The organism is Nocardia miyunensis NBRC 108239, from assembly GCF_001613065.1.
Taxonomy (GTDB): Bacteria; Actinomycetota; Actinomycetes; order Mycobacteriales; family Mycobacteriaceae; genus Nocardia; species Nocardia miyunensis.
In genome coordinates this window covers 22,742-44,837 of record NZ_BDBQ01000080.1, presented here as the reverse complement: position 1 = coordinate 44,837, position 22,096 = coordinate 22,742, and the positions used below count along the sequence as shown (strand labels likewise).

Annotated in this window: 21 protein-coding genes and 1 pseudogene; 12 read left to right on the top strand and 10 right to left on the bottom strand. The window is 67.6% G+C overall.

Going from position 1 to position 22,096, the window contains the following annotated elements:
• Window positions 1-12 precede the first annotated feature (12 nt).
• A complete protein-coding gene (locus tag NM2_RS32275; protein WP_245718316.1) occupies window positions 13-1,458 on the bottom strand; it encodes an FtsW/RodA/SpoVE family cell cycle protein in 1,446 nt (481 codons plus the stop codon).
• Between the two features lie 201 nt (window positions 1,459-1,659).
• Window positions 1,660-1,794, bottom strand: a complete 135-nt coding sequence (locus NM2_RS52670; RefSeq protein ID WP_281182555.1) for a hypothetical protein — start codon at window positions 1,792-1,794, stop codon at window positions 1,660-1,662.
• 295 nt (window positions 1,795-2,089) lie between these two features.
• On the opposite strand from NM2_RS52670, the gene NM2_RS32270 reads away from it, so the two are divergent.
• Window positions 2,090-3,961, top strand: a complete 1,872-nt coding sequence (locus tag NM2_RS32270; RefSeq protein WP_174575711.1) for a Na+/H+ antiporter — start codon at window positions 2,090-2,092, stop codon at window positions 3,959-3,961.
• Between the two features lie 24 nt (window positions 3,962-3,985).
• Entirely contained in the window at window positions 3,986-4,612 is a 627-nt protein-coding gene (locus NM2_RS32265; RefSeq protein WP_067676861.1) for a TetR/AcrR family transcriptional regulator, read from the top strand.
• A gap of 24 nt (window positions 4,613-4,636) precedes the next feature.
• Here NM2_RS32265 and NM2_RS32260 read toward each other — a convergent pair whose 3' ends face one another.
• Window positions 4,637-5,383, bottom strand: coding sequence for a TetR/AcrR family transcriptional regulator (locus tag NM2_RS32260; protein WP_067676859.1), 747 nt, complete (start codon window positions 5,381-5,383; stop codon window positions 4,637-4,639).
• 54 nt (window positions 5,384-5,437) lie between these two features.
• On the opposite strand from NM2_RS32260, the gene NM2_RS32255 reads away from it, so the two are divergent.
• The gene (locus tag NM2_RS32255) at window positions 5,438-6,919 is read left to right on the top strand and encodes an MFS transporter (RefSeq protein WP_067676857.1); all 1,482 of its coding nucleotides are present in this window, start codon (window positions 5,438-5,440) and stop codon (window positions 6,917-6,919) included.
• Window positions 6,920-7,140: 221 nt separating this feature from the next.
• Complete coding sequence (locus tag NM2_RS32250; protein WP_084531788.1) at window positions 7,141-8,490, top strand: aspartate aminotransferase family protein; 1,350 nt, start codon at window positions 7,141-7,143, stop codon at window positions 8,488-8,490.
• A gap of 191 nt (window positions 8,491-8,681) precedes the next feature.
• Here NM2_RS32250 and NM2_RS32245 read toward each other — a convergent pair whose 3' ends face one another.
• The 3 genes and pseudogenes from NM2_RS32245 to NM2_RS32240 all read right to left on the bottom strand — a co-directional run bounded on the left by NM2_RS32245 (window position 8,682) and on the right by NM2_RS32240 (window position 10,869).
• Window positions 8,682-9,068, bottom strand: coding sequence for a hypothetical protein (locus tag NM2_RS32245; protein WP_067676855.1), 387 nt, complete (start codon window positions 9,066-9,068; stop codon window positions 8,682-8,684).
• A gap of 17 nt (window positions 9,069-9,085) precedes the next feature.
• A pseudogene (locus tag NM2_RS53480) lies at window positions 9,086-9,226 on the bottom strand (SDR family NAD(P)-dependent oxidoreductase); the annotation flags it as partial.
• 86 nt (window positions 9,227-9,312) lie between these two features.
• Window positions 9,313-10,869 (bottom strand): DHA2 family efflux MFS transporter permease subunit, encoded by a 1,557-nt coding sequence (locus NM2_RS32240; RefSeq protein WP_067676907.1) that lies wholly within the window; start codon window positions 10,867-10,869, stop codon window positions 9,313-9,315.
• Window positions 10,870-11,027: 158 nt separating this feature from the next.
• Here NM2_RS32240 and NM2_RS32235 point away from each other — a divergent pair, with 158 nt between their 5' ends.
• From NM2_RS32235 to NM2_RS32215, 5 genes are all read left to right on the top strand, one after another.
• Window positions 11,028-11,267 carry an NfeD C-terminal domain-containing protein gene (locus NM2_RS32235; RefSeq protein ID WP_067676853.1) on the top strand — a complete coding sequence of 80 codons (240 nt, stop codon included), beginning with the start codon at window positions 11,028-11,030 and terminating at the stop codon, window positions 11,265-11,267.
• A 14-nt stretch (window positions 11,268-11,281) separates the two neighbouring features.
• Complete coding sequence (locus tag NM2_RS32230; protein WP_067676851.1) at window positions 11,282-12,397, top strand: SPFH domain-containing protein; 1,116 nt, start codon at window positions 11,282-11,284, stop codon at window positions 12,395-12,397.
• 56 nt (window positions 12,398-12,453) lie between these two features.
• Window positions 12,454-12,825, top strand: coding sequence for a cold-shock protein (locus NM2_RS32225; RefSeq protein ID WP_439956951.1), 372 nt, complete (start codon window positions 12,454-12,456; stop codon window positions 12,823-12,825).
• Between the two features lie 270 nt (window positions 12,826-13,095).
• Entirely contained in the window at window positions 13,096-14,178 is a 1,083-nt protein-coding gene (locus tag NM2_RS32220; protein WP_218026033.1) for an ATP-dependent DNA ligase, read from the top strand.
• Window positions 14,175-15,248: a DNA polymerase domain-containing protein gene (locus NM2_RS32215; protein WP_067676844.1), complete on the top strand. Its 1,074-nt coding sequence runs from the start codon at window positions 14,175-14,177 to the stop codon at window positions 15,246-15,248. Before NM2_RS32220 ends, NM2_RS32215 begins: the two co-directional genes overlap by 4 nt.
• A gap of 7 nt (window positions 15,249-15,255) precedes the next feature.
• Here the strand turns inward: NM2_RS32215 and NM2_RS32210 are convergent, their stop codons facing one another.
• Both NM2_RS32210 and NM2_RS32205 read right to left on the bottom strand, forming a co-directional pair.
• Window positions 15,256-15,879 (bottom strand): TetR/AcrR family transcriptional regulator, encoded by a 624-nt coding sequence (locus tag NM2_RS32210; RefSeq protein WP_067676842.1) that lies wholly within the window; start codon window positions 15,877-15,879, stop codon window positions 15,256-15,258.
• A gap of 13 nt (window positions 15,880-15,892) precedes the next feature.
• Window positions 15,893-17,038, bottom strand: coding sequence for an acyl-CoA dehydrogenase family protein (locus tag NM2_RS32205; protein ID WP_067676841.1), 1,146 nt, complete (start codon window positions 17,036-17,038; stop codon window positions 15,893-15,895).
• A 236-nt stretch (window positions 17,039-17,274) separates the two neighbouring features.
• Between NM2_RS32205 and NM2_RS32200 the strand changes: the two genes are divergently transcribed.
• Both NM2_RS32200 and NM2_RS32195 read left to right on the top strand, forming a co-directional pair.
• Window positions 17,275-18,738, top strand: coding sequence for an SDR family NAD(P)-dependent oxidoreductase (locus NM2_RS32200; protein ID WP_067676839.1), 1,464 nt, complete (start codon window positions 17,275-17,277; stop codon window positions 18,736-18,738).
• 297 nt (window positions 18,739-19,035) lie between these two features.
• Window positions 19,036-19,416: a DUF2784 domain-containing protein gene (locus NM2_RS32195; protein WP_067676838.1), complete on the top strand. Its 381-nt coding sequence runs from the start codon at window positions 19,036-19,038 to the stop codon at window positions 19,414-19,416.
• On the opposite strand, the gene NM2_RS32190 is transcribed toward NM2_RS32195, so the two are convergent.
• Together NM2_RS32190 and NM2_RS32185 are read right to left on the bottom strand one after the other, a co-directional pair.
• Complete coding sequence (locus tag NM2_RS32190) at window positions 19,397-20,146, bottom strand: thioesterase II family protein (protein ID WP_067676836.1); 750 nt, start codon at window positions 20,144-20,146, stop codon at window positions 19,397-19,399. The two genes, NM2_RS32195 and NM2_RS32190, sit on opposite strands and share 20 nt — an antisense overlap.
• A 54-nt stretch (window positions 20,147-20,200) precedes the next feature.
• Complete coding sequence (locus NM2_RS32185) at window positions 20,201-20,773, bottom strand: TetR/AcrR family transcriptional regulator (RefSeq protein ID WP_067676834.1); 573 nt, start codon at window positions 20,771-20,773, stop codon at window positions 20,201-20,203.
• A 102-nt stretch (window positions 20,774-20,875) separates the two neighbouring features.
• Here NM2_RS32185 and NM2_RS32180 point away from each other — a divergent pair, with 102 nt between their 5' ends.
• The gene (locus NM2_RS32180; protein ID WP_067676833.1) at window positions 20,876-22,087 is read left to right on the top strand and encodes an FAD-dependent monooxygenase; all 1,212 of its coding nucleotides are present in this window, start codon (window positions 20,876-20,878) and stop codon (window positions 22,085-22,087) included.
• The last annotated feature ends 9 nt before the right edge of the window (window positions 22,088-22,096 follow it).

Below are 22,096 nucleotides of genomic sequence, written 5' to 3'. Positions count from 1 at the left end.
GCCGCGAGCGGCTCAGATCTGCCGTCGGGCGATGTGTTCGGTCATCGCGTCCGCGATCGGCGCGACCGGTGCGGGTGCGGCGGCCGGGACACTGCGCGCATCGTGCGAGATGCGGATCAACAGCGCGATGATGACGTAGTTGGCCAGCAGCGAGGATCCGCCGTAGGACATGAACGGCGTGGTCAGACCCGTCAGCGGAATCAGTTTGGTGACGCCGCCGACCACCACGAACAGCTGCCAGCCCAGGGAGAACGCCAGTCCGCCGCCGAGCAGTTTGCCGAACGAGTCGCGAGTGGTCAGCGCCGCGCTGAATCCGCGCAGCGTGATGATCATGAACAGGATGATCACCGCGGTCAGCCCGAACAACCCCAGTTCCTCGCCGATGGTGGCGATGATGAAGTCGGTCTTGGCGAACGGCACCTCCTGCGGCCGTCCCGCCCCGAGACCCGCGCCCCACAGGCCGCCGGTGCCCAGGCCGAACAGGCCCTGCGCGATCTGAAAACCGTTGGTGTAGTAGGTCGCGAACGGGTCCTCCCACACCTGCACACGCACCCGCACGTGCGCGAAGAGGTTGTACGCGATGATCGCGCCGACCGCGAACATCGCGATCCCGATCAGCAGCCAGGACGCCCGCCGGGTGGCGATGTACACCATCGCCAGCACGGTCCCGAAAACCAGCAGCGAGAATCCCAGGTTCTTCTCGTAGACCAGCACGAGCACGGCCAGCAGCGTCACCAGCAGCAGCGGACCCAGGTCACGCAGCCGGGGCACGGTGAACCACAGCACCTTCTTGCCCGCGGTGCTGAACAGATCGCGATTGGCCACCAGGAAACCGGCCACGAAGATCAGCAGCAGCACCTTGGCGAACTCACCGGGCTGAATCGAGAAGCCGTGGAACATGATCCAGCTCTTGCCGCCGTTGACCTCACTGAATTTCGACGGCAGCACCGCGGGCACCAGCAGGGCCACCACACCGGCCAGACCGCAGGTGTACGCGTACCGGGCGGGCTGGCTGTGATTGCGCACGACCGCCAGCACCGCCGCGAACAACGCGATGCCCACCGCGGTCCAGATCAGCTGATGCGCGGAGTCCGACGAGGGCGCGGGTTCGCCCTGCGAGGCCGCGGTCGTCGCCTCGGCCCGGTCGAGCCGATTGATGAGCACCAGTCCGATCCCGTTGAGCAGCACCACGCACGGCAGGATCACCGGATCCGCCTTGGCGGCGAAGATCCGCACGGCCAGATGCGCCAGCAGGGTCAGCACCACGAACACGATCAGCGACCATTGCAGCGAATCACCGCCGCCGGTGGCCGCGGACATCGCCAACGCCGCCACCACCACGATCACCACGGCCGCGACGCACAGCACCAGTTCGGCGCGGCGCGGATTGCGCCGGCCGATCGGCCCGGACACCGTGACGATCGGCCCCGAACCGGTGTTCTCCCGCGACGGATTCACAACTCCACCTCGCTGCCCCTCGCCTCCGACATGCGCCGGACGCACCGTACCCATCGATCACCCACGAATCCACCGGCGCTGCGCCCCGGCGCGCACCTCGGCCACACCGCGGCCGCGAACTCCCTCACGACATCACCTCGTCGACGCTCGATTGCGGCATACGCGACATGTCCCGCGTCGATCGTTCACTCGCAAGCTCACTCACAACTCCATCTCACTCACGCACGGTGTCCACGGCCCGCTCGCCGGATCGCTCACGACCCGCACCTCGCCGACGCCGGGCGCGGCGGTATGCCGGGCGTGCTGTCTTTCCGGTTCGCTCGCAAGCTCGCTCACGTCAACCAGTATGCGGGTGGGGTCGGACACCACGTACAGCCGACGCCTCCCGCACACATCTGCCACCGAGCGGATTGCCCAGGCACGCCATCGGCACATCTGCGGCAAGAGTCCGGCGCGGGTCCTCGATACGGACCTCGCATCGCACCCCGGCCATCCCCGGGGCCCCGACCGGGATCTCGCACGGAACCCCGGGGCGGCCACCGCGCCGATCGCCCGCCGGGGATGTCGTCCGCAGGCGGTCCTCGCCCGCGCGAACACCGACCGCGCTGGTCGGATACCCGACTGGCAGGATATGAGGGTGCATATCGCATTCGGACTGGTGGCGCTGGTCGCGGTCACCGTGGGCCTGGCCGCCCTCGCCCGCCGAGTCGGCATGGCCGAACCGCTGATCCTCACCGTCGCCGGTATCGGTGCGTCCTATCTGCCGTTCGTGCCCGAGATCGACATCAATCCCGAGATGGTGCTGCTCGGCCTGCTCCCACCGCTGGTGTACACCGCGGCGATCAGCAGCTCCCTGGTGGAGTTCAAACCCAAGAAGCTCTCGATCGCGCTGCTCTCGGTGGGGCTGGTGCTGTTCACCACCTTCGCAGTCGCGGGCGTGGTGCACACCCTGCTGCACATCCCGTTCGCCGCCGCGGTGGCGATCGGGGCAATCGTGTCCCCGCCGGACGCGGTGGCGGCCACCGCCATCGCGCGGCGGGTCGGCATGCCCCGGCGCGTGGTGACCCTGCTCGAGGGTGAGGCGCTGTTCAACGACGCGACCGCACTGGTCGCGCTGCGCACCGCGGTCGCCGCCATGGCCGGTGCGTTCAGCGTGTGGCAGGCCGGGGGTGATTTCCTGTGGTCCGCCGTCGGCGGAACGGCCATCGGCGTCGTCGCGGCCGGGGTGCTGGCGATGCTGCGCCGCCGCATCGTCGATCCGGTCCTGGACACCAGCCTGTCGCTGATCACCCCGTTCGCCGCCTATCTGCCCGCCGAGGCCGCGCACGCGTCCGGGGTCATCTCGGTCGTGGTGTGCGGGCTGATCCTGGGGCAGGGCGCGCCGGTGTGGCAGACCGCGGCCTCGCGCATCGCCGAACGCACCAATTGGCGAACCATCCAGTTCATCCTGGAGAACGCGGTATTCCTGCTGATGGGCCTGCAAGTCCGGCACATCCTCGAGGACGCCTGGTCCAGCGGCCTGGACCACGCCACCCTGCTGCTGACCTGTGCCGCGGTACTGGTGACCGTCGTGCTGACCCGGCCGATCTGGGTGTATCCGGCCACCTATTTCGCCTGGTGGGTCGAATCGCGCCCGCGCGGTAAGCCCGCACCGCCGTGGACCAGCCCGACGGTGGTGTCCTGGGCCGGTATGCGCGGTGTGGTGACGCTCGCGGGCGCGCTGCTGTTGCCTTCGGACACACCGCAATTGGCCACGCTCAAACTGCTCGCGCTGGTGGTCGTCGGCGGCACGCTGCTGTTGCAGGGCGTCTCGCTGCCGCTGCTGGTGCGCGTGCTGCGGCTGCGCGGGCCCAGCCGCGCCGAGGACGCGTTGCAGCAGGCGAATCTCCTGCAGCAGGCCACCGCCGCGGGCCTGGTCGCGCTGGAGGAGAACATCGTCGCCGAGACTCCCCCGGAAGTCGTTACGGCACTGCGGGATCGGGTCGAGCGCCGGGCGCACGCGGCCTGGGAGCAACTGGGCCGCGCGGAATCGGTGCGGATCACCCCCAGCGGCGAGTACCGGCGGCTGCGCCTGGCGATGCTGGCCGCCGAACGCGAAGTCGTCCTGCGCGTGCGTGATTCGGGCACTCTGGATCACGAGATCCTGGACCAGGTGATGAGGGTGCTCGATATGGAGGAGTCCACCATCGACCGGGTCGCCGAGGCCGACGATCTGCCGCCCGATCCGCTGCGCGGCCCGGCCGCCGGGGCGTGCGAGCATCTGCGCGAGGCGCCGCACATCCCGGTCCCGGACCTGCCCGAGGTCTGCGCCGAATGCATCGCCGAGGGGCTGCGGTGGGTGCATCTGCGAATGTGCCTGTCCTGCGGGCACGTCGGATGCTGTGACTCCTCGGTGGGCAATCACGCCAGCCGCCATTTCACCGAGACCGGGCATCCGGTCATGCGCAGCGTGGAGCCGGGCGAGAAGTGGCGCTGGTGCTATATCGACGAACTACTCGGCTGAGCGCTCGGCGTTAGTGTTGTCCTCGTGCATTCAGGTCAGGACTCCCCCGGCCCCGAACCCCGCATCTGGGGCGGGACCACCCTCACCGAACGTCGCGAGGCCCGCCGGACCGCGTTGTTCGAGGCCGCGCTGGATCTGATCGGCGAATCCGGTGCGGCCGGGGTCACCATGCGCGCGGTCTGCCGCCGCGCGGGCCTGACCGACCGCTACTTCTACGAGAGCTTCACCGATCGCGACGATCTGCTCGACGTGCTGTACCGGCAGGTGGCCACCGAATTCCTGGAACCCATGACCGCCTTCGCCGTCGCCGACGATCCCGAGCGGATCCGCGCGCTGGCGCAGGCGCTCATCGATACCGTGCTCCAGGATCCGCGCAAATCGCGGCTGTTCCTGGTGGAGCCGTACTCCTCGACCGGCCTCGGGCAGACCACCATCGCGGTGATGCCCGCCTTCACCCGGCTGATCCAGGATCATCTGTTCACCCACATCGCCGATCCCGCGCAACGCCGCCTGGCCGCGGTCACGATGGCCGCGGGCAATGCCGGGATGTTCTCGGCCTGGTTGAACGGCAGATTGCGCGCGACCCGGGAACAACTGGTCGATCACGTCGTCGAGACCATCTCCGCCTACCGGACGATGTATCGCGGCTGAGCCACCGGTGTCGGCGACGCCGTGTCAGCCGCGCTCCTGGGCGGCGGCCTCCGCGGACTTCCCGGCGACATCGGCGGCCGCGAGCCGGGCCGCGAGGCCGTCCAGGACGCACAGCAGGGCGAAGTCGAAGGCCATGGCGCGCGCGGCCGACGGATCCATCTCCACTGTCTGCCGGAAATCCGCGCGCATCTCCGGATAGTCCGCGGCCACTCGATCCACCACGGCCACCATACTGGCGGGATCGTAGGTGCCGTCCTCGGTCACCTGGCGGACGCCGATCTCCGGAATAACCTGTCCCAGAACGAAACCCATCAGTGTGCCGCTGGCCAAATAGACGTCGACGCCGGTGAATCCGGCGCGCACGAACGCACGGCGCAGCCGGTCGCTCATAGCGAACGCATGGGGTCCGGCCATCGGCATCCGGCCGAGCAGATTCGCCAGCCACGGGTGTTCGAGCAGTACGACCCGCAGGCCATAGGCCGTGGTGGTGGCCACCTCGCGCCACGGCGTGCGGTCCGGGTCGGGCACCTCCACCAGGCCCCAGACCTCGTCCATGGCCAGTTCCAGCAACTCGTCCTTGTTCGCGACGTACCAGTACAGACTGGTCGCGCCCGCACCCAGCCGGGCGCCGAGTTTGCGCATGCTCAGCGACCCGAGCCCCTCGGCGTCGAGCATCTCCACAGCGGCCGCGACGATCTGCTCCCGGCCGAGTCCGGAGCTTCTGGGGCGGCGCGGCTCGCGCGCCCATACCGAGGTGAATGGCTTGGACACGGCACCAACCTTAATTCACTCGCACACCGTTCGAGTTTATCGTACGGTGTGCGAGTGGAATCGAACGTTGTACCAGAACCTGCGGAAACACCGGTCCGCGATCCGCGTCGCTGGTGGATTCTGGTGGTGCTGTGCCTGTCCCTGCTGGTGCTGATGATCGACGGCACCGTGCTCAACATCGCCATCCCGTCGCTGATCCGGGATCTGAACGCCTCGCCCTCGGATATCCAGTGGATTCTCGACGCCTACATCCTGGTTTTCGCCGGACTGCTGCTGACCGCGGGCAGTCTGTCGGACCGCTTCGGGCGACGCCGCATGCTCATCACCGGACTGGCCGTGTTCGGTGCTGCGTCGCTGCTGGCCGTGCTGGCCGACGCGCCGTGGCAAGTGATCGCGGCGCGTGCCGCGATGGGCGTCGGCGGATCACTGCTGATGCCCTCGACGCTGTCCATTCTGATGACCACCTTCGCCGAGGACGAGCGGCGCAAGGCCATGGCGGCCTGGTCCACGGTGTCGATGGTCGGCATCGTGCTCGGCCCGACGCTGGGCGGTCTGCTGCTGCAGCACTTCTGGTGGGGTTCGGTGTTCCTGCTGAACATTCCGGTCGCGGTGGTCGCGATCGCGGCCGCGGTCGTGCTGATGCCCGAAACCCGCGGTGAGCAGCGCCCGGTCGACCCGGTCGGGGTCGTGCTGTCGATCATCGCGCTGACCTCGACGGTGTACGTGATCATCCAGCGGGAGTGGAACATTCCGGTGATCGTGCTGGCCGTGCTGGCCGCCACGGGATTCGGAGTGTGGGAGCACCGCTCGGAACATCCGATGCTGCCGCTGGGCGTGTTCCGGAACCGGGATTTCACCGGCACCTGCCTGACGCTGCTGCTGATGGTCTTCGGCATGGGCGCGGTCCTGCTGATCCTGACCCAGTATCTGCAGTTCGTCCTGGGCTACGGGCCGATGCGGGCGGGCTGGGCGCTGCTGCCCTACGCCCTGGCGGCCGCGGTGTTCAACGGCCTGGGTGCGACGCTGGGCAAGAAGGTGAGCAACAAGGCGCTCATCGTGGCCGGACTCGCGGTGATGGCCGGTGCGTTCGCCGTGCTGGCCGGTGCGGACGGCTATTGGTGGGTGCTGGCCAGCATGATGATCATGGGCATCGGCGGCGGTCTGGCCGGTCCGGCGGCCTACTCCGCGATCCTGGGCGCCATCCCCGTCGAGCACGCCGGGGTCGGCTCGGCCATGAACGACACACTCCAGCAGGTCGGGCAGGCGATCAGCATCGCGGTGATCGGCAGCGTGCTGGCTGGGGTGTACACCGCGCACATGCCCGCCGACGCTCCGGCCGCCGCCCGCGAATCCATCGGCGCGGCACTGCGAATCGGCGTGGACGGTCCCGCGAAATCCGCCTTCACCGCGGCCATGTCCACCGGTTCGTGGATCAGCGTCGGCTTCTCCCTCGCCGCCGCGGCCCTGGGCCTGATCCTGCTGCGTGGTCATCGGCCCACGCCCGCCGAGGAGCCGGAGACCACCCCGGTCGCCTAGGCCCACGCCGATACCGCACGGGCGCAGGGAATCTCACCCTGTGCCCGTGTCCGCGCGCCGCTCGACCGCCCGGCTCTGACGGAAAACATATACGGCCGAGGGCCTTTCGGAGACCGGTGCGGCGATCCGGTCACCATCAGCTGTATCCGCCCGAGATCGCGGTCGTCGTGACGGATCTGATCGGCGTACGTCTCCCCTGTTCGGCCCGTACCGTCGAAGCCATGAGTTCCCCCACGTCCGATACCCGGGCGCTCGCATCCTCGCCGGATCCGGCCACACGCGCCGCGGCCGAACGGCACCTCGTGCGCTACGCCGGGCACGCGGACTTCGTCGGCGAGATCATCACCAGCGCCGCGGGAAGTTTCGTCTACACCCGGGACGGCCGGAAGATCCTGGACTTCACCTCCGGTCAGATGAGCGCGATTCTCGGGCACTCGCATCCGGAGATCGTGGACACCGTCCGGCGTCAGATCGGCGAACTCGACCACCTCTACAGCGGCATGCTCAGCCCGCCGGTCATCGATCTCGCCGCGGGCCTGGCCGGAACCCTGCCCGCGCCGCTGACGAAGGCGCTGCTGCTGACCACCGGCGCGGAGGCCAACGAGGCCGCGATCCGGATGGCCAAGCTGGTCACCGGCGGCCACGAGATCGTCTCGTTCGCGCGGTCCTGGCACGGCATGACCCAGGCCGCGGCCGGGGCGACCTACAGTGCGGGCCGCCGCGGATACGGTCCCGCCGCACCGGGCAACTTCGCCCTGCCGGTCCCGCACGCCTATCGGCCCGATATCACCACGGCCACAGGCGAACTCGACTGGCAGCGGCAGCTGGCTCTGGGCTTCGACCTGATCGACGCCCAGTCCACCGGCAGCCTCGCGGCCTGTCTGATCGAACCGATCCTGAGCTCCGGCGGCATCATCGAGCCGCCGCTGGGATATCTCACCGCGCTGCGGGACAAGTGCCGCGAGCGCGGCATGCTGCTGATCGTGGACGAGGCGCAGACGGGCCTGTGCCGCACCGGATCGTGGTACGCGTTCGAGCGCGAGGGCATCGTGCCGGACATCCTCGTCCTGTCCAAGACGCTCGGCGCGGGGCTGCCGCTGGCGGCGGTGCTCACCTCCGACGACATCGAACAGCGGGCGCACGATCGCGGATTCCTGTTCTTCACAACGCATGTCGCCGATCCGCTGGTCGCCGCCGTCGGTAACACCGTGCTCGAGGTGCTGACGCGGGACCGCCTGGACGTGCGGGCCGCGCAACTCGGCGCGATCCTTCGCGAGGGCCTGCAAGAACTCGGCGAGCGGCATGCGGTCATCGGCGATATCCGCGGCCGCGGTCTGCTCGCCGGACTCGAACTGGTACTCGACCGCGAAACCAAAGAGGGTTCGGACGAACTCGGCACACTGGTCACCCGGCGCTGCCTCGAGCTCGGCCTGCACATGAACATCGTGCAGCTGCCCGGCATGGGTGGCACATTCCGGATCGCGCCGCCGCTCACCGCCACCGAGGACGAACTCGCCCTCGGCCTGTCCATCCTGGACACCGCGATCGGGGATGCGGTCGCCGCACTGTGAGCCCCGTCAGGGGATCAGGACTGTGCGAACGCCCTGCCCGTCGGCGTTCCACACCGATTCGACCTCCGCCAGCGGCACCGGGCGCGCGTCGATGGTCAGTTCCCCCGGCCGCGCCGCGCATGACGCGCTCGATGGCCTCGCCGAGCCGGATCGGATCCATCGAGCCCGTACCCGCGCCCATGATCACCAGATCAGTTGAGCGCAGGACGTTTCCGAGCAGCGCGATCGAGAGCCCGGCCATCGCGCCGACGTGCACCAGCCGCGAGCGCGGGCTGGATCTCATCATCGCCGGATTGGAAAACGCCCTGGCACAAGCGATTCGGCACGCAGGATGGTAGCGGCGGAACACTCGCCGCCGAGCCCTGTGCCGACGGGAACGCGACGCCGGCGAGCTTCTCGGACATCGCCCACAGCCCCTGCGCCAGCTCCGCGTCCCGGGCCGGGGCATTGCGCGGTTCCTCCGGCCGCAAGCGGTGAAAGTACTTGCCGTTCACCGCATCCGCGGTCGTGGCCAGATGCACGAGCGGCTCCGCGCCCTGCTCAGGGCGGATGATCGCCAATTTCGAGGTGGCGTACACCAAAAGCTGGCTGTAGCGGGCGAGCGGCCGACGACCGCCACATTCGCACCCCGGGCCGCCAGTTCCGCCGCCGCGGCCGCCCCGACACCCGAACTCGCACCCGTCACCACGACCGTGCGGCCGGTCGGATCGCGCCCGGTCCACTCCTGCCCCGTCATCCACTGCCCTTCCGTCTCCGCGCCTCATCTCGCGGAAGCGCCCGCGTCCCGATGTTTTCGGGGCGCGGGCGCTCGATCCGAAAGGCTCAGTGTCCCATCATCATCGGGGCATCGCTGGAATCCTGCGGTACGGCCGGCTTGGACTTCGGCAGGAAGTACGCCGGGATCAGGGTGATCACGGTCAGCACCACGGCCACCACGAAGGTGTGCGCGAACGCCGTGGCCGCCTGGTCGAATCCGGTGGCCAGCGCGCCCGGCGGCAGCCGCTTGGCGATACCGGGATTGAACTGCGACGCGATCGCCGCCTGCGCCAGCGGTCTGCTGTTCAGCATGTTCGTCAGCACCACCGACATGGTCGCGGTGCCGATCGAGCCCGCGGTCTGATTCACGATGTTCATCAGGGTCGTCCCGCGCGCCACCTGCGCGTGAGTCAACGTCTGGATGGCGGCGGTCATCACCGGCATCATCGTGCAGCCCATCCCCAGACCCATCACGAACAGCGCCGCCATCAGCAGCGGATAGGACGTATCGGCGTGCAGCTGGGTCAGGAACGCGGTACCGATCGCGATGACCACCAGACCCGTCATCACGATCCGTCCCGGACCGATCTTGTCCACCAGTCGTCCGGCGATCGGCATCGTGAGCATCGCGCCCAATCCCTGTGGCGCGATGAGCAATCCGGCGTGCAGCGGCGTCAGGCCGCGCACCTGCTGCAGATAACTGGGCAGCAGCAGCCCGGCCCCGAAGAACGCGATCGCGAAGAACACCATGGTCAGCACCGCGAAGGTCAGCGACCGGTTCCGGAACAGGTGCACATCGATCAGCGGATGGTCGGTGCGCAACGCGTGCAGTACGAACGCCGCCATCAGCACCAAACCGATCACCGCGGGAATCAGCACCCGCGCCGCCAACACGGTGTGCTTCTCCGGGATCGAGGACACCCCGAACAGGAACAGCGCCAGGCCCGGCGAGGCGAGCAGCATGCCCACGAAGTCGAACGACTCGGACGGTTCGGGCCGGTCGGGCGCGAACACCACGAAGGACAGGATCAGCGCCAGCGCGCCGATCGGAACGTTGATCAGGAAGATCCAATGCCATCCAGGCATGCCGAACCAGTGCACATCGATCAACCAGCCGCCCAGGATCGGGCCGAGGATCGGCCCCAGCAGCATCGGCACGCCGAGTACGGCCATCACCCGGCCGATCCGCTGCGGACCGGCGGCGTGGGTCATGATCGTCATGCCCAGCGGCATCAACATACCGCCGCCCAGGCCCTGGATCACGCGAAAGGCGATGAGCGACTCGATATTCCACGCCGTCGAGCACAGCAGCGAACCGAGGACGAAGAAGGTCAGCGCCATCATGTAGAGGCGTTTGGTGCCGAATCGGTCCGCCGCCCAGCCGGTCAGCGGAATCACGGTGGCCAGCGCGAGCGTATAGCCGGTCATCGACCACGCGGCGATCGCGTAACTGGCGTGGAAGGTGTTCTGGAATGTGGGAAGGGCGATGGTGACGACGGTGATGTCGAGAATCGACATGATCGCGCCGATCACCACGACACCGGCCACCTTCAACACGCTCGCGTCGAGCTTGTCGGAGGTCGGATCCGGCTGTGCGGCCTGACTATCCGGAGGAGTGGTCACCGCTTCAGCCTTGCACGGACACGCCCGGATGACCAGCATCATTTTTCCGCGTGTGGGACGTCGGCTCGCCGGGCGAATATTCGGTTCTGCTCCGCAATACAGAGCGGTACGCTGGGAATTCACCCGGTTAACCGTTGCCCGGCAAGGAGTTCGATGCGATGACCGACCCGGTGCAGGGTTTGACCGGTACGCTCACATCGCCGATCCGCGGCGAAGGCATGCTCGGGGAGGTCCTGGTAGCGATCCGAGGGGGGACAGAGAGTTACATCGCACGATCCACCGAGCCCATCGAGCAGTTCGCGACCGTCCTGATCGTCGAGGTGCATCCGGGCCGGATCGTCGATGTCGTTCCCTGGATCCCGCTCGACGTCGGACCGGGCGGGGAATTATCGAGATAACAAGGGAGACAACAGTGCTGGGCTACCACGTGCCCGATCCCGACGAGGCCATGCTGGTCAGCGGCGGCAAGGCCAGAGACAATGCGCCGTTCCGGGTGATCACCGGGCACGGCGCTTGGGTGATGCCCTTCTTCCGCAAGGTCAGCTATCTGTCGCTGGCCATGTACGAGGCCGAGATCCAGGAGCGGTGCGTCACCAAGCAGGCCATCCAGCTCGATGTGCGGGCCGTGATCGCGTTCAAGGTCGCCAACGACACCCAGTCGGTGGTCAACGCCGCGCAGCGGTTCCTGTCCGAACAGGAGCGTGAGATGTCGGTGCTGACCGGCCGCATCTTCTCCGGGCATCTGCGCTCGATCGTCGGATCGATGACCGTCGAGGAGATCATCCGCGAGCGGCAGAAACTCGCCGACGAGGTGCTGGTCGCCTCGAAGGTGGAGATGAGCAATATCGGCCTGTGGGTCGACTCGTTCCAGATCCAGTCCATCGATGACGGCAACCTCGGCTACATCGGCGCGCTCGCCGCCCCGCACAACGCCGCGGTCCAGCGCGATGCGCAGATCGCCCAGGCCGCCGCGTCCCAGGCCGCCGCCGAGGCCGAACAGGCCTCGCGCCGCAAACAGGCCGAATACCAGCGCCAGACCGAGATTCTGCAGGCCGAATACCAGCGCGACATCGATAAGGCCAAGGCCGAGGCCTCCCAGGCCGGTCCGCTGGCCGAGGCCATCGCCCTGCAGGAGGTGCTCACCGCGCAGGCAGAACGTGCCCGCAAGGAGGCCCAGCTGCGCGAACAGCAGTTGCAGACCGAGGTGGTCAAGCCCGCCGAGGCCGAGGCCGAGCGAGTACGCGTGCTGGCCCAGGCCGAGGCCGACCGCACCCGCATCCAGGCCGAGGCGGCGGCGTCGAACAACCGCATCGCCCTGGATCAGCTGCTCATCGAACAGTTGCCCGAAATCGTCAAGCAGGCATCGATCGGCCTCTCGCATGCCAACCTGACCGTGCTGAACGGACCCGACGGCGTGAGTGAACTGGTCAACGGCATGGTCGGCCAGGGTCTGACGGTATTCAACTCGCTGCAGAAAGCTCTGTCCTCCACCGGTGAATCCACCGACAACGAAACACGGGACAGTTAGAGTGACGGCACAGTGACGGCAATGAGGAGCGGGTGCAGGTGTCGATCGGGAAATTGGTGTCCTTCGACAGTTCACGGGGGTTCGGATTCATTCGGCCGGAAGACGGTGGACCCGATGTGTTCGTACACGTGAACGACATAGGGCTCGACGAGGACGAACTGCGCCAGGGCCGAGTTTTCGAATTCGAGGTGACCGAGGGTGATCGGGGCCCGAAGGCGGTCAATCTGACCCTGGTCGCGGGCCAGCCGCCCGTACAGCGCCATCGCAATCGCGAACGCGGCGCGGGGGTGCTCACGGCCGCCGAACACAAACGGCTGATCACCGAACTGCTGCTCGATGCCAGCCCGGCCCTGACCGCGGGAGAGATCGTCACCATCCGCGAGCGACTGGCGGCATTCGCCGAACAGCACGGATGGCTCGAGGGCTGATCGGCGCTACCGCATTTCTGTCGGTACCACGTCATACGATCTTCACGACGATGCGGACGATGAAATTCCGTCGTCCGCATCGTCTATCCGATTGAGAGATCGGTTCGCGCCGCGGTCGGCAACGCATCAACGCCGACACCGGGTTCGCGGCCCGTCTCGCTGCTCGGACACGTCGCGGGTGTGCGGAACACCGGTGCGGGGCCGAGAGCGAGACTCCGGGGCCGCGATCACGCCGGAGCGAAGCGGAGGCCGAAAACACAGGAGGATCGCGTGGACCTACCCGTTATGCCGCCGGTCAAGCCGATGCTGGCCAAATCGGCATCTGCGTTGCCCGATGATCCGGAACTGTTCTATGAACCCAAATGGGACGGTTTCCGCTGCATTGTGTTCCGCGACGGCGACGAGATCGAACTCGGCTCTCGCAACGACCGTCCGCTCACCCGCTATTTCCCGGAATTGGTGACATTGCTGGGGCAGGCTCTGCCGCAACGTTGCGTGGTGGACGGCGAGATCGTCGTGGTCACCGAACACGGCCTGGATTTCGACACCCTGCAGAATCGGCTGCATCCCGCGGCCTCGCGGGTGAACAAGCTCGCCGTGGAGACCCCCGCCAGTTTCGTGGCCTTCGATCTGCTCGCCCTCGGCGACCGGGATCTGACCGGCGAGCCGTTCGCCGAGCGCCGCAAGATCCTCGAGACCATCGTCGACCATTCGCTCGACCGCGTGCATCTCACGCCGATCACCACGGATCCGGTGCTCGCGCGGGACTGGTTCACCCGCTTCGAAGGGGCCGGATTCGACGGTGTCGTGGTCAAGGCCGGTGATCTGGCCTATCTGCAGGACAAGCGGGTGATGATCAAGGTCAAGCATGAGCGCACCGCCGACTGCGTGGTGGCCGGATTCCGCTGGCACAAGGACGGCCAGGGCGTCGGCTCACTGCTGCTGGGACTGTACGACGAGCAGGGCAATCTGCATCACGTCGGGGTGGCCAGCAGTTTCACCGCCGCCCGCCGGGCCTCGCTGGTCACCGAACTCCAGCCGCTGCGCGAGAACGCCCTGGAGAACCACCCGTGGCGACAGTGGGCCGATGCCGCGGCCCAGGCGAAGGCGGACGGGAAGATGCCCGGCGGGGTCAGCCGCTGGACCGGGACCAAGGATCTGTCCTGGGAGGCGCTGCGGCCCGAGCTCGTCGCCGAGGTCCGGTACGAGCACGTCATGGCCGGGCGGCTGCGGCACGGCGGCCGCCTGGTCCGGTTCCGCGACGACCGCACCCCGGAGTCGTGTACGTACGCCCAGCTCGAGCAGGTCGCCCCCGCCGAACTCGCCGACATCTTCGCCGAGGCGCGCAAATGAGCGCGTCCATCGATGTCGAGGCCGCCGGGCGCACCGTGCGGATCAGCAATCCCGACAAGATCTACTTCACCAAGCGCGGGGAGACGAAACTCGATCTGGTGCGCTACTACCAGGCCGTCGAGGAACCGATCATGCGCACCATCGGCAATCGGCCGGTGCTGCTGGAGCGTTATCCGGACGGCGCGAGCGGCAAATCCTGGTTCCAGAAGCGGGTGCCCGCCTCGGTTCCGGACTGGTTGCAGACCACCAAGGTCGCCACCCCCAACGGCACCACCAGCGACGCCCTGGTCGCCGCCGATCTCGCGCACATCCTGTGGGCGGTCAACCTGGGCTGCCTGGGATTTCACGTCTGGGCCAACCACGTCAGCGCCGGACCGCCCGACGCCGCCGCCGGACACACCCCGACGCCACAAGCCGTCACCGAGGTCCTCGGTGATCTGGCCATCGCCGACGAACTGCGCATCGACCTGGATCCCTCCCCCGGTACCGGATTCGCCGACCTGCGCGAGGCGGCCGTGCGCACCCGTGAGCTGTTCACCGAACTGGGCATCGACTCGCGAGTGAAGACCTCCGGGTCACGCGGCCTGCACATCTACGTCGCACTGGAACCGCGCTGGGACGGCTACCAGGTCCGCGCCGCCTCGGTGGCCCTGGCCCGCGAACTCGAACGCCGCCATCCGGACCGCATCACCGCGCAGTGGTGGAAGGAGTTGCGCGGCAGCCGCGTATTCATCGACTACAACCAGAATGCCCCGCACCGAACGGTTTTCGGGGCCTGGTGCGTGCGCCCCAAGGTCGGCGCACAGGTCTCCACGCCGATCTCCTGGGATGCCCTGGACGCCATCGCGCCCGACGAACTCACCATCGCCACGGTGCCAGCACGGGTCGCCGAATTCGGTGACCCGTGGGCCGACCGCACTCCGCAGTCCATCGAACCGCTGCTGAAAATGGCTGCCCGCGACCGGGATTCGGGCCTCCTGGATGCACCGTGGCCGCCGCAGTACCCGAAGATGCCCGATGAGCCGCCCCGGGTGCAGCCCAGCCGCGCCCGCAAGGACGAGTCCGGCTGAGCCGCGCTCAGTCCTGCCGCTCGATCCGCCGGAACGAGCGCGTGACCAGGGTCAGCAGCATGTCCGCGAGCAGACCGTGCACCTGCTCGCGACTCAGCGAGCCCCGGGTGATCCATTCGCGCCCAGCGGCTTTCACCAGTCCCCCGTAGGCCCGCACCAGCGCCTGCAGTTCGGCGGTGTGTTCCGAGCCGCCGAGCCCGACCATCTCGAGCAATCGGGTCGCGGCCGCGTCGTCGGCCTCGTCCAGGATGCGCTGGACCTCCGGGTCGTCGCCGATCCCCTCGTGCCCGGTCACCTTGACCCAGGTGCTGCCGTGTTCGCCGATGATGTCCAGCAACCACGACACACTCGCGTCCACCCGCTCCCGGTCCGTACCGGTGGGCAGGACCATGTGGTCGGGCTTGGGCAGGGTCACCATCCGGCGCACCACGGCCAGATACAGGTCTCGCTTGTTGCCGAAATAATGGTTGATCAGGCCGCGCGCCACCCCGGCGCGCTGCGCGAGTTCCGCGGTGGACACCGCCGCGTAGGGGCGTTCACCGAACATCTCGATGGCGCGGGCCAGAATCTGGGCACGACGTTCGTCGGGATCGAGCCGGCGGCGTGCCGGGGCATCGGCCTCGGTGGCCATCGCGGGACGGGTTTCAGAGTGAGCGGGCAATGAGATCCTTCATCACCTCGTTCGAACCGGCCAGGATGCGCAGAATCCGCGCGCCCGTGTAGAGCTGGGAGATCGGGTATTCCGTCATGTATCCATAGCCGCCGAAGAGTTGCAGACAACGGTCCACCACAATACCCAACTGGTCGGTGAGCCAGTATTTCGCCATGGCAGCGGTGGGGATGTCGAGTTCGCCACGAAGATGCTTGCAGATCGCATCGTCCAGGAACGTGCGGCTCACCTGCGCGATGGTCTTGCATTCGGCGAGTTCGAACTTGGTGTTCTGCATCGCGAACAGCGGCTTGCCGAACGCCTCGCGCCCCTTGGTGTACTCCACGGTCAGCTCGACGGCCTTCTCCATCATCGCCACCGCCATGATCGCGGTGACCAGCCGCTCCTGCGCGAGCAGTTGCATCATCTGATAGAAGCCCTGCCCCTCGGCCTCGCCGAGCAGGTTCGATGCGGGCACGCGCAGCCCGTCGAAGAACAGCTCCGCGGTGTCCTGGCCCTTGCCGCCGATCTTGGACAGGATCCGGCCGCGCTTGAAACCGGGTGTGTCGTCGCCCACCTCGGCGAAGATCAGCGACACGCCCGCGGCGCCCTTGGTCGGATCGGTCTTGACCGCCAGGATGATGCCGTCGCACAGCCAACCGTTGGAGATGAAGATCTTCGACCCGGTGATGACGTACTCGTCACCCTCGCGCACCGCGCGGGTCTTGATGGCCTGCAGGTCGGAGCCGGTGCCGGGCTCGGTCATGCCGATCGAGAGCACCATCTCACCACTCGCCGCCTTCGGCAGCACCCGCGCCTTGAGCTCCTCGGTGCCGAAATGCGCCAGATAGGGCGCGATGATCGAGGAGTGCACCGGCATGCCCAGCGCGCCGTCGCCGAGGAACGCCTGTTCCTCGATGATGGCCGCCTCGTGCGCGAAAGTGCCTCCGCCGCCGCCGTATTCGGCCGGAATCGCCGCGCACAGCAGCCCCAGCTCGCCTGCCCGGTTGTACAGCTCACGGTCGGGATGGCCCTGCTCGACGAACTTCTCCTCGTGCGGGACGACCTCCTTGGCGAAGAAATCCCTCGCCAGCTCCCGGACCGCCTCGACCTCGTCGTCGCTCCATGCCGCGCGTGCCATCTTCGTCTCACCTCTCGTACCGAGCCGATTCACCGTGCCCATCCGGCGCTCACCCGCCGGACGCACATCCCGGCCGGCATCCCGCCGACCTGCGCACCAGCGTGGACCACTGTTGGCGTTATGTCAACAACCCGGCGCGGCCCCTAGTACGACGGCCGTGTGCGGGTACATACCTGCACTGATGCGACAATGATCCGACTCGCATCCGCACGCACGAAGGAACCGCCCGCACCACGATGGCCGATCACGACCCGACGACCGATACCGCCGCGCCGCAGGCCACCATCGATCCCGACGAACTCGCCATCTGCCTGCGAGTCCTCGATCAGGTGGGCGACCTGGACAAGGAGCATCCCGATTCGGTGCGCGTGCAGCGCGCGGTCGGCCACATGTTCAAGATGCTCAAGCGCCGCCGCCGCATCGCGGCCCGCGATGCCGTCGCCGCGAACGACCGAGCCGTCGTGCACGCCACCGCCACCGGATCGCTCAACCGGATCGACGACGAGACCGCCGGAATCCCGTTGACCTCCAACGTCTCCGGGGCCTCGGCCGGAACACTGCTCAAGCCGCGCCCGTGCTACATCTGCAAACAGCGCTACACCCGGGTGGATGCCTTCTACCACCAGCTCTGCCCGGACTGCGCCGCCCGCGGGCACGCCAAACGCGATGCGCGCACCGATCTGCGCGGCCGTCGCGCCCTGCTCACCGGCGGACGCGCCAAGATCGGCATGTACATCGCCCTGCGCCTGCTGCGCGACGGCGCGCACACGACCATCACCACCCGTTTCCCCAATGACGCCATCCGCCGGTTCAAGGCTCAGCCCGACAGCGCCGACTGGATCCACCGGCTTCGGGTAATCGGCATCGACCTACGCGATCCGGCCCAGGTCGTCGCGCTCACCGAGGATGTCGCGGCACAGGGCCCGCTGGACATCCTGATCAACAACGCCGCGCAGACCGTGCGCCGCTCGGCCGGCGCATACGGCGCGCTGGTCGAGGCCGAGGCGGATCCGCTGCCCGTGGGCGAGCTGCCCGACACCGTCAGCTTCGGCAAGACCATGCAGGCGCACCCGACCGCGCTCACCGCCTCACTCGCTCCCGCGCTCACCGCCGCCGAGGTCACCGAATTGGCCCTGGTCGCGGGATCCGCCACGCCTGAACGCATTTCGCGCGGCCTGGCCATCGACGCAGGGGGCCTGGTACCCGATCTCGCGCACACCAACAGCTGGGTGCAGACCGTCGCGGAGGTCGACGCCACCGAACTGCTCGAGGTGCAACTGTGTAATTCGACCGCGCCGTTCATCCTGATCTCGCGGCTGCGCCCGGCGATGGCCGCCGCCGCGGCGCGGCGCAAGTACGTGGTGAACGTCTCCGCGATGGAGGGCGTCTTCGGGCGCGGTTACAAGGGTCCCGGCCATCCGCACACCAATATGGCCAAGGCCGCGCTGAACATGCTCACCCGCACCAGCGCCGCGGAGATGCTCGAGGCCGACGGCATCCTGATGACCGCCGTGGACACCGGCTGGATCACCGACGAACGCCCGCACTACACCAAGATCCGCCTCGCCGAGGAGGGCTTCCACGCCCCGCTGGATCTGGTCGACGGCGCGGCGCGCGTCTACGACCCGATCGTGCGCGGGGAGAACGGCGAGGATCTGCACGGCTGCTTCCTCAAGGACTTCGAACCGTCCAACTGGTAACCGCTCCTCTCCCGCGATCCTTGTGGTCTTGTCGGTGTTCGACGTTTCGAACACACATGCTTCAATGCGCATATTCCAGTATAGATATTCCATATGCGGGAATCCGGATTGGAATGCACCGGTCGGTTGACGGATCCCGGCCTGCCGCACGGGAATTCACCATCTGCGTCAGCGGCCGGGCACAGGCCGAACCGCTCTCCTCCGCCGCGTCTCAGGGGGTTGCCGGGCCGCTGGATCGAACGCATCAATACGATCACACCCGGCCGCGAAGAGTGCGATCGACCTACCCTGGATTGCATGATGTACCGTCTGTTGGCCGACGCCACCGTGCTGGTGCACTTCCTGTTCGTCGTCTATGTGGTGGTCGGTGGCTACTTCGCATGGCAGTGGCGATGGACGATCTGGACCCATCTGGTCGCATTCGGCTGGGGATTCGGCACGGTGCTGTTCAAGATCTCCTGCCCGCTGACCCATCTGGAGAACTGGTCGCGCGAACGTTCCGGCGAGGCCCCGCTACCGTCCAGCGGTTTCATCGACCACTACATCACCGGCGTGCTGTATCCGCGCGGCGCACTGGATCTCGTGCGGGTGCTGGTCGTGATCGCGGTCGCGATCTCGTGGGCGGGATACTTCTGGCTACCCCGGCACCACCGCGCGCTCAGACCAAGCGTTCATTGACGAAATCCGCTACCTCGGAGACCTTTTCGTCGAGATAGAAGTGCCGCCCCGGGAAGGTGGACAGCTCGAACCCACCGGCGGTGTGCCGCCGCCACTCCCCCGCCTGTTCGGCGGTCACCGTCGGGTCAACGTCACCGAGCAGCGCCGAAATATCGCACCGGAGCGGCGATCCCAGCTCGAATCGATACGTCTCGACGGCCTGGTAATCCGCGCGGACCGCGGGCAGCACCAACTCCGCCAGACTGGGCTCCGATCGCAGAATCGCGACGGAGGCAGGATCATTGGCCAGACGCTCCAGCTCGGCGATCACCTCCGCATCCGGAGCCTTGTGTATCGCACCGGCATACGGGGCGTCGGGGGCGATACGTCCGGACACGAACAGCCGGATCACCTGCTGCCCGGCTTTTTCCAGCCGGCGTGCGGTCTCGAAGGCCACCGTCGACCCCATACTGTGCCCGAACAACGCCAGCCGCGGCGCGCCCACCGACAGCTCCGGGGAGATCCGGTCCGCGAGCACTCGCAGATCGGTGATCAGCGACTCACCCAGACGATCCTGACGCCCGGGATACTGCACCGCGAAAACCGCTGTGTCCGATCGCACTTGCCGCGCCAGGGCGCGATACGCACTCGCCGAGCCGCCACCGGGCGGGAAGCACACCAGCACTGTGCGCGGATCGGGCACCGCGCGCAGTTCACGCAACCAGCCACCCGCGACAATCCGTTCGGCCAAGAACCTTCCTCTCCGCTCGATCTCGGAATTCGTCGGGCCGAGAGTACTCGGTGGCTATTTGCCCTGAAGCGCCGACAGCGCGAGTTCCAAATCGTCGCCGAGTAGCATCTCACCGCCGGGACCGAGCAGGGTCAGCATGGCAATGCCCTGGAACAGCACGAAATACAGCTTCGCGACCGCCCGCGCCTGCGGGTCGGACAGATCCGGATACACCTCACGCAGCAGGGCGGCGAGTTCGGTGTACGCCTCGGCGGTCGCCTCGGACAGGAACGCCTGGGAGTCGGGCGAGCGGGCGATGCGCACACCGTTCTCGAGGCTCAGCATCAACTGTTCCCGATATCGGAAAGCCACGTCGACCAGGCCGTCCAGGGTGGGCGCGAACGATTCGGCGAGCGAACGCCCCTCCCCCGCAGCGCGGATCGCCTCGTCCATTCCGTCGCCGATCTCGCTGCCGACCGACATGGTGACGGCCTCGGAGATCAACCGGTCCTTCGACCCGAAGTGGTAGCCGATCGCCGCCAGGCTGACCCCGGCGGCACCGGCGATGTCCCGCGCGGTGACCTTGGCGAGCCCGCGTTCCAGGATCACCTTCTTCGCCGCCGCAAGTAGATCCTCTCGATTACCCATATGCCCAGGTTACAACGTCTTAGACATTTGTTCTAGACAGATGTGCGAATCGTCTGGCACATTTGTCTAAGACATTCGATCCACACGACAGGGAACGACATCATGGACATCACCCACACCCCGCGCATCCTCGTCTCCGGCGGCGGCATCGCCGGTAATGCCGTTGCGCTGCAACTGCTTCGAGCCGGAATCGGCGTCACCGTCGTCGAGCGGGCCGCCGCTCCCCGACCCGGCGGGCAAGCCGTGGATCTGCGCGGGCCCAGCCGCGAGGCCGCCGAGCGGATGGGCCTGATGCCCGGCATCGGCAAGTACCAACTCCAGGAACTCGGCATGTCCTACGTCGACCCGCGCGGCCGCACGTACGCACACATGCCGATGGAGTTCTTCGACGGTAAGGGGCCGGTGGCCGAGATCGAGATCACCCGTGGTGATCTGAATCAGCTGCTGTTGGACGCGCTCGCCGGTGCGGGCGGCGACCTGGACTATCGGTACGGCGACTGGATCACCGAACTCGAGCAGGACGACGCCGGCGCCGAGGTGAGTTTCGCCTCGGGCCGCACCGAACGTTTCGACCTCGTCGTCGGCGCCGACGGCGTGCACTCGGCCACCCGCCGGCTGGCCTTCGGCCCCGAGGAGCAATTCAGCACCTACCTGGGCGGATACATGTCGTTCTTCACCATGCCGACGCCGCCGAACGTGCGGCCCGGCTGGTTCACCATGCAGCTGATTCCCGGCGCCGCGGTCGGCATCCGGCCCGATGGCGATCCCGACACCGCCAAGGCCATCCTGACCCTGCTGACCGATCGCGATCCCGCCCTGCGCGGCGATCTCGACGCGCAGCACCGCCTCATCCACGACCGTCTGGCCGGTGACGGCTGGCACGCCCCGGCCATCCTCGCGGGCATGGCCACGACCGAGGACTTCTACTTCGACGAGCTGGCCCGAATCGATATGCCCACACTCAACGCCGGACGGGTCACCCTGCTCGGCGACGCCGGATACTGCGGCTCCCCGATGACGGGTATGGGCACCGCGATGGCGATCGTGGGCGCGTACGTCCTCGCGGGCGAGATCGCCGCCACCCCCGGCGATCTGCTCGGCGCGCTGAGCCGGTACGAGCGGAACGTGACCCCGTTCCTGGACGAGGCCAAGCAGCTCCCGGGCGGAGGCATCGATATGATGCTGTCGCACAGCCGATTCGGCACCGCCATGCGGCGCACCGCCAATCGGGTGATGCTCTCGCGGGTCATGCGGCCGGTCATGATGAAGATGTTCTTCGGCAAGACCGAGGACTACGAGCTGCCGAAGTACTGACCGCCGAGC

Excerpts from the sequence above, each read along its gene's own strand:
- NM2_RS32270 (WP_174575711.1), top strand. The coding sequence starts at position 2,090 with ATGAGGGTGCATATCGCATTCGGACTGGTGGCGCTGGTCGCGGTCACC.
- NM2_RS32250 (WP_084531788.1), top strand. The coding sequence starts at position 7,141 with ATGAGTTCCCCCACGTCCGATACCCGGGCGCTCGCATCCTCGCCGGAT.
- NM2_RS32235 (WP_067676853.1), top strand. The coding sequence starts at position 11,028 with ATGACCGACCCGGTGCAGGGTTTGACCGGTACGCTCACATCGCCGATC.
- NM2_RS32215 (WP_067676844.1), top strand. The coding sequence starts at position 14,175 with ATGAGCGCGTCCATCGATGTCGAGGCCGCCGGGCGCACCGTGCGGATC.
- NM2_RS32210 (WP_067676842.1), bottom strand. The coding sequence starts at position 15,879 with ATGGCCACCGAGGCCGATGCCCCGGCACGCCGCCGGCTCGATCCCGAC.
- NM2_RS32205 (WP_067676841.1), bottom strand. The coding sequence starts at position 17,038 with ATGGCACGCGCGGCATGGAGCGACGACGAGGTCGAGGCGGTCCGGGAG.
- NM2_RS32200 (WP_067676839.1), top strand. The coding sequence starts at position 17,275 with ATGGCCGATCACGACCCGACGACCGATACCGCCGCGCCGCAGGCCACC.
- NM2_RS32195 (WP_067676838.1), top strand. The coding sequence starts at position 19,036 with ATGATGTACCGTCTGTTGGCCGACGCCACCGTGCTGGTGCACTTCCTG.
- NM2_RS32185 (WP_067676834.1), bottom strand. The coding sequence starts at position 20,773 with ATGGGTAATCGAGAGGATCTACTTGCGGCGGCGAAGAAGGTGATCCTG.
- NM2_RS32180 (WP_067676833.1), top strand. The coding sequence starts at position 20,876 with ATGGACATCACCCACACCCCGCGCATCCTCGTCTCCGGCGGCGGCATC.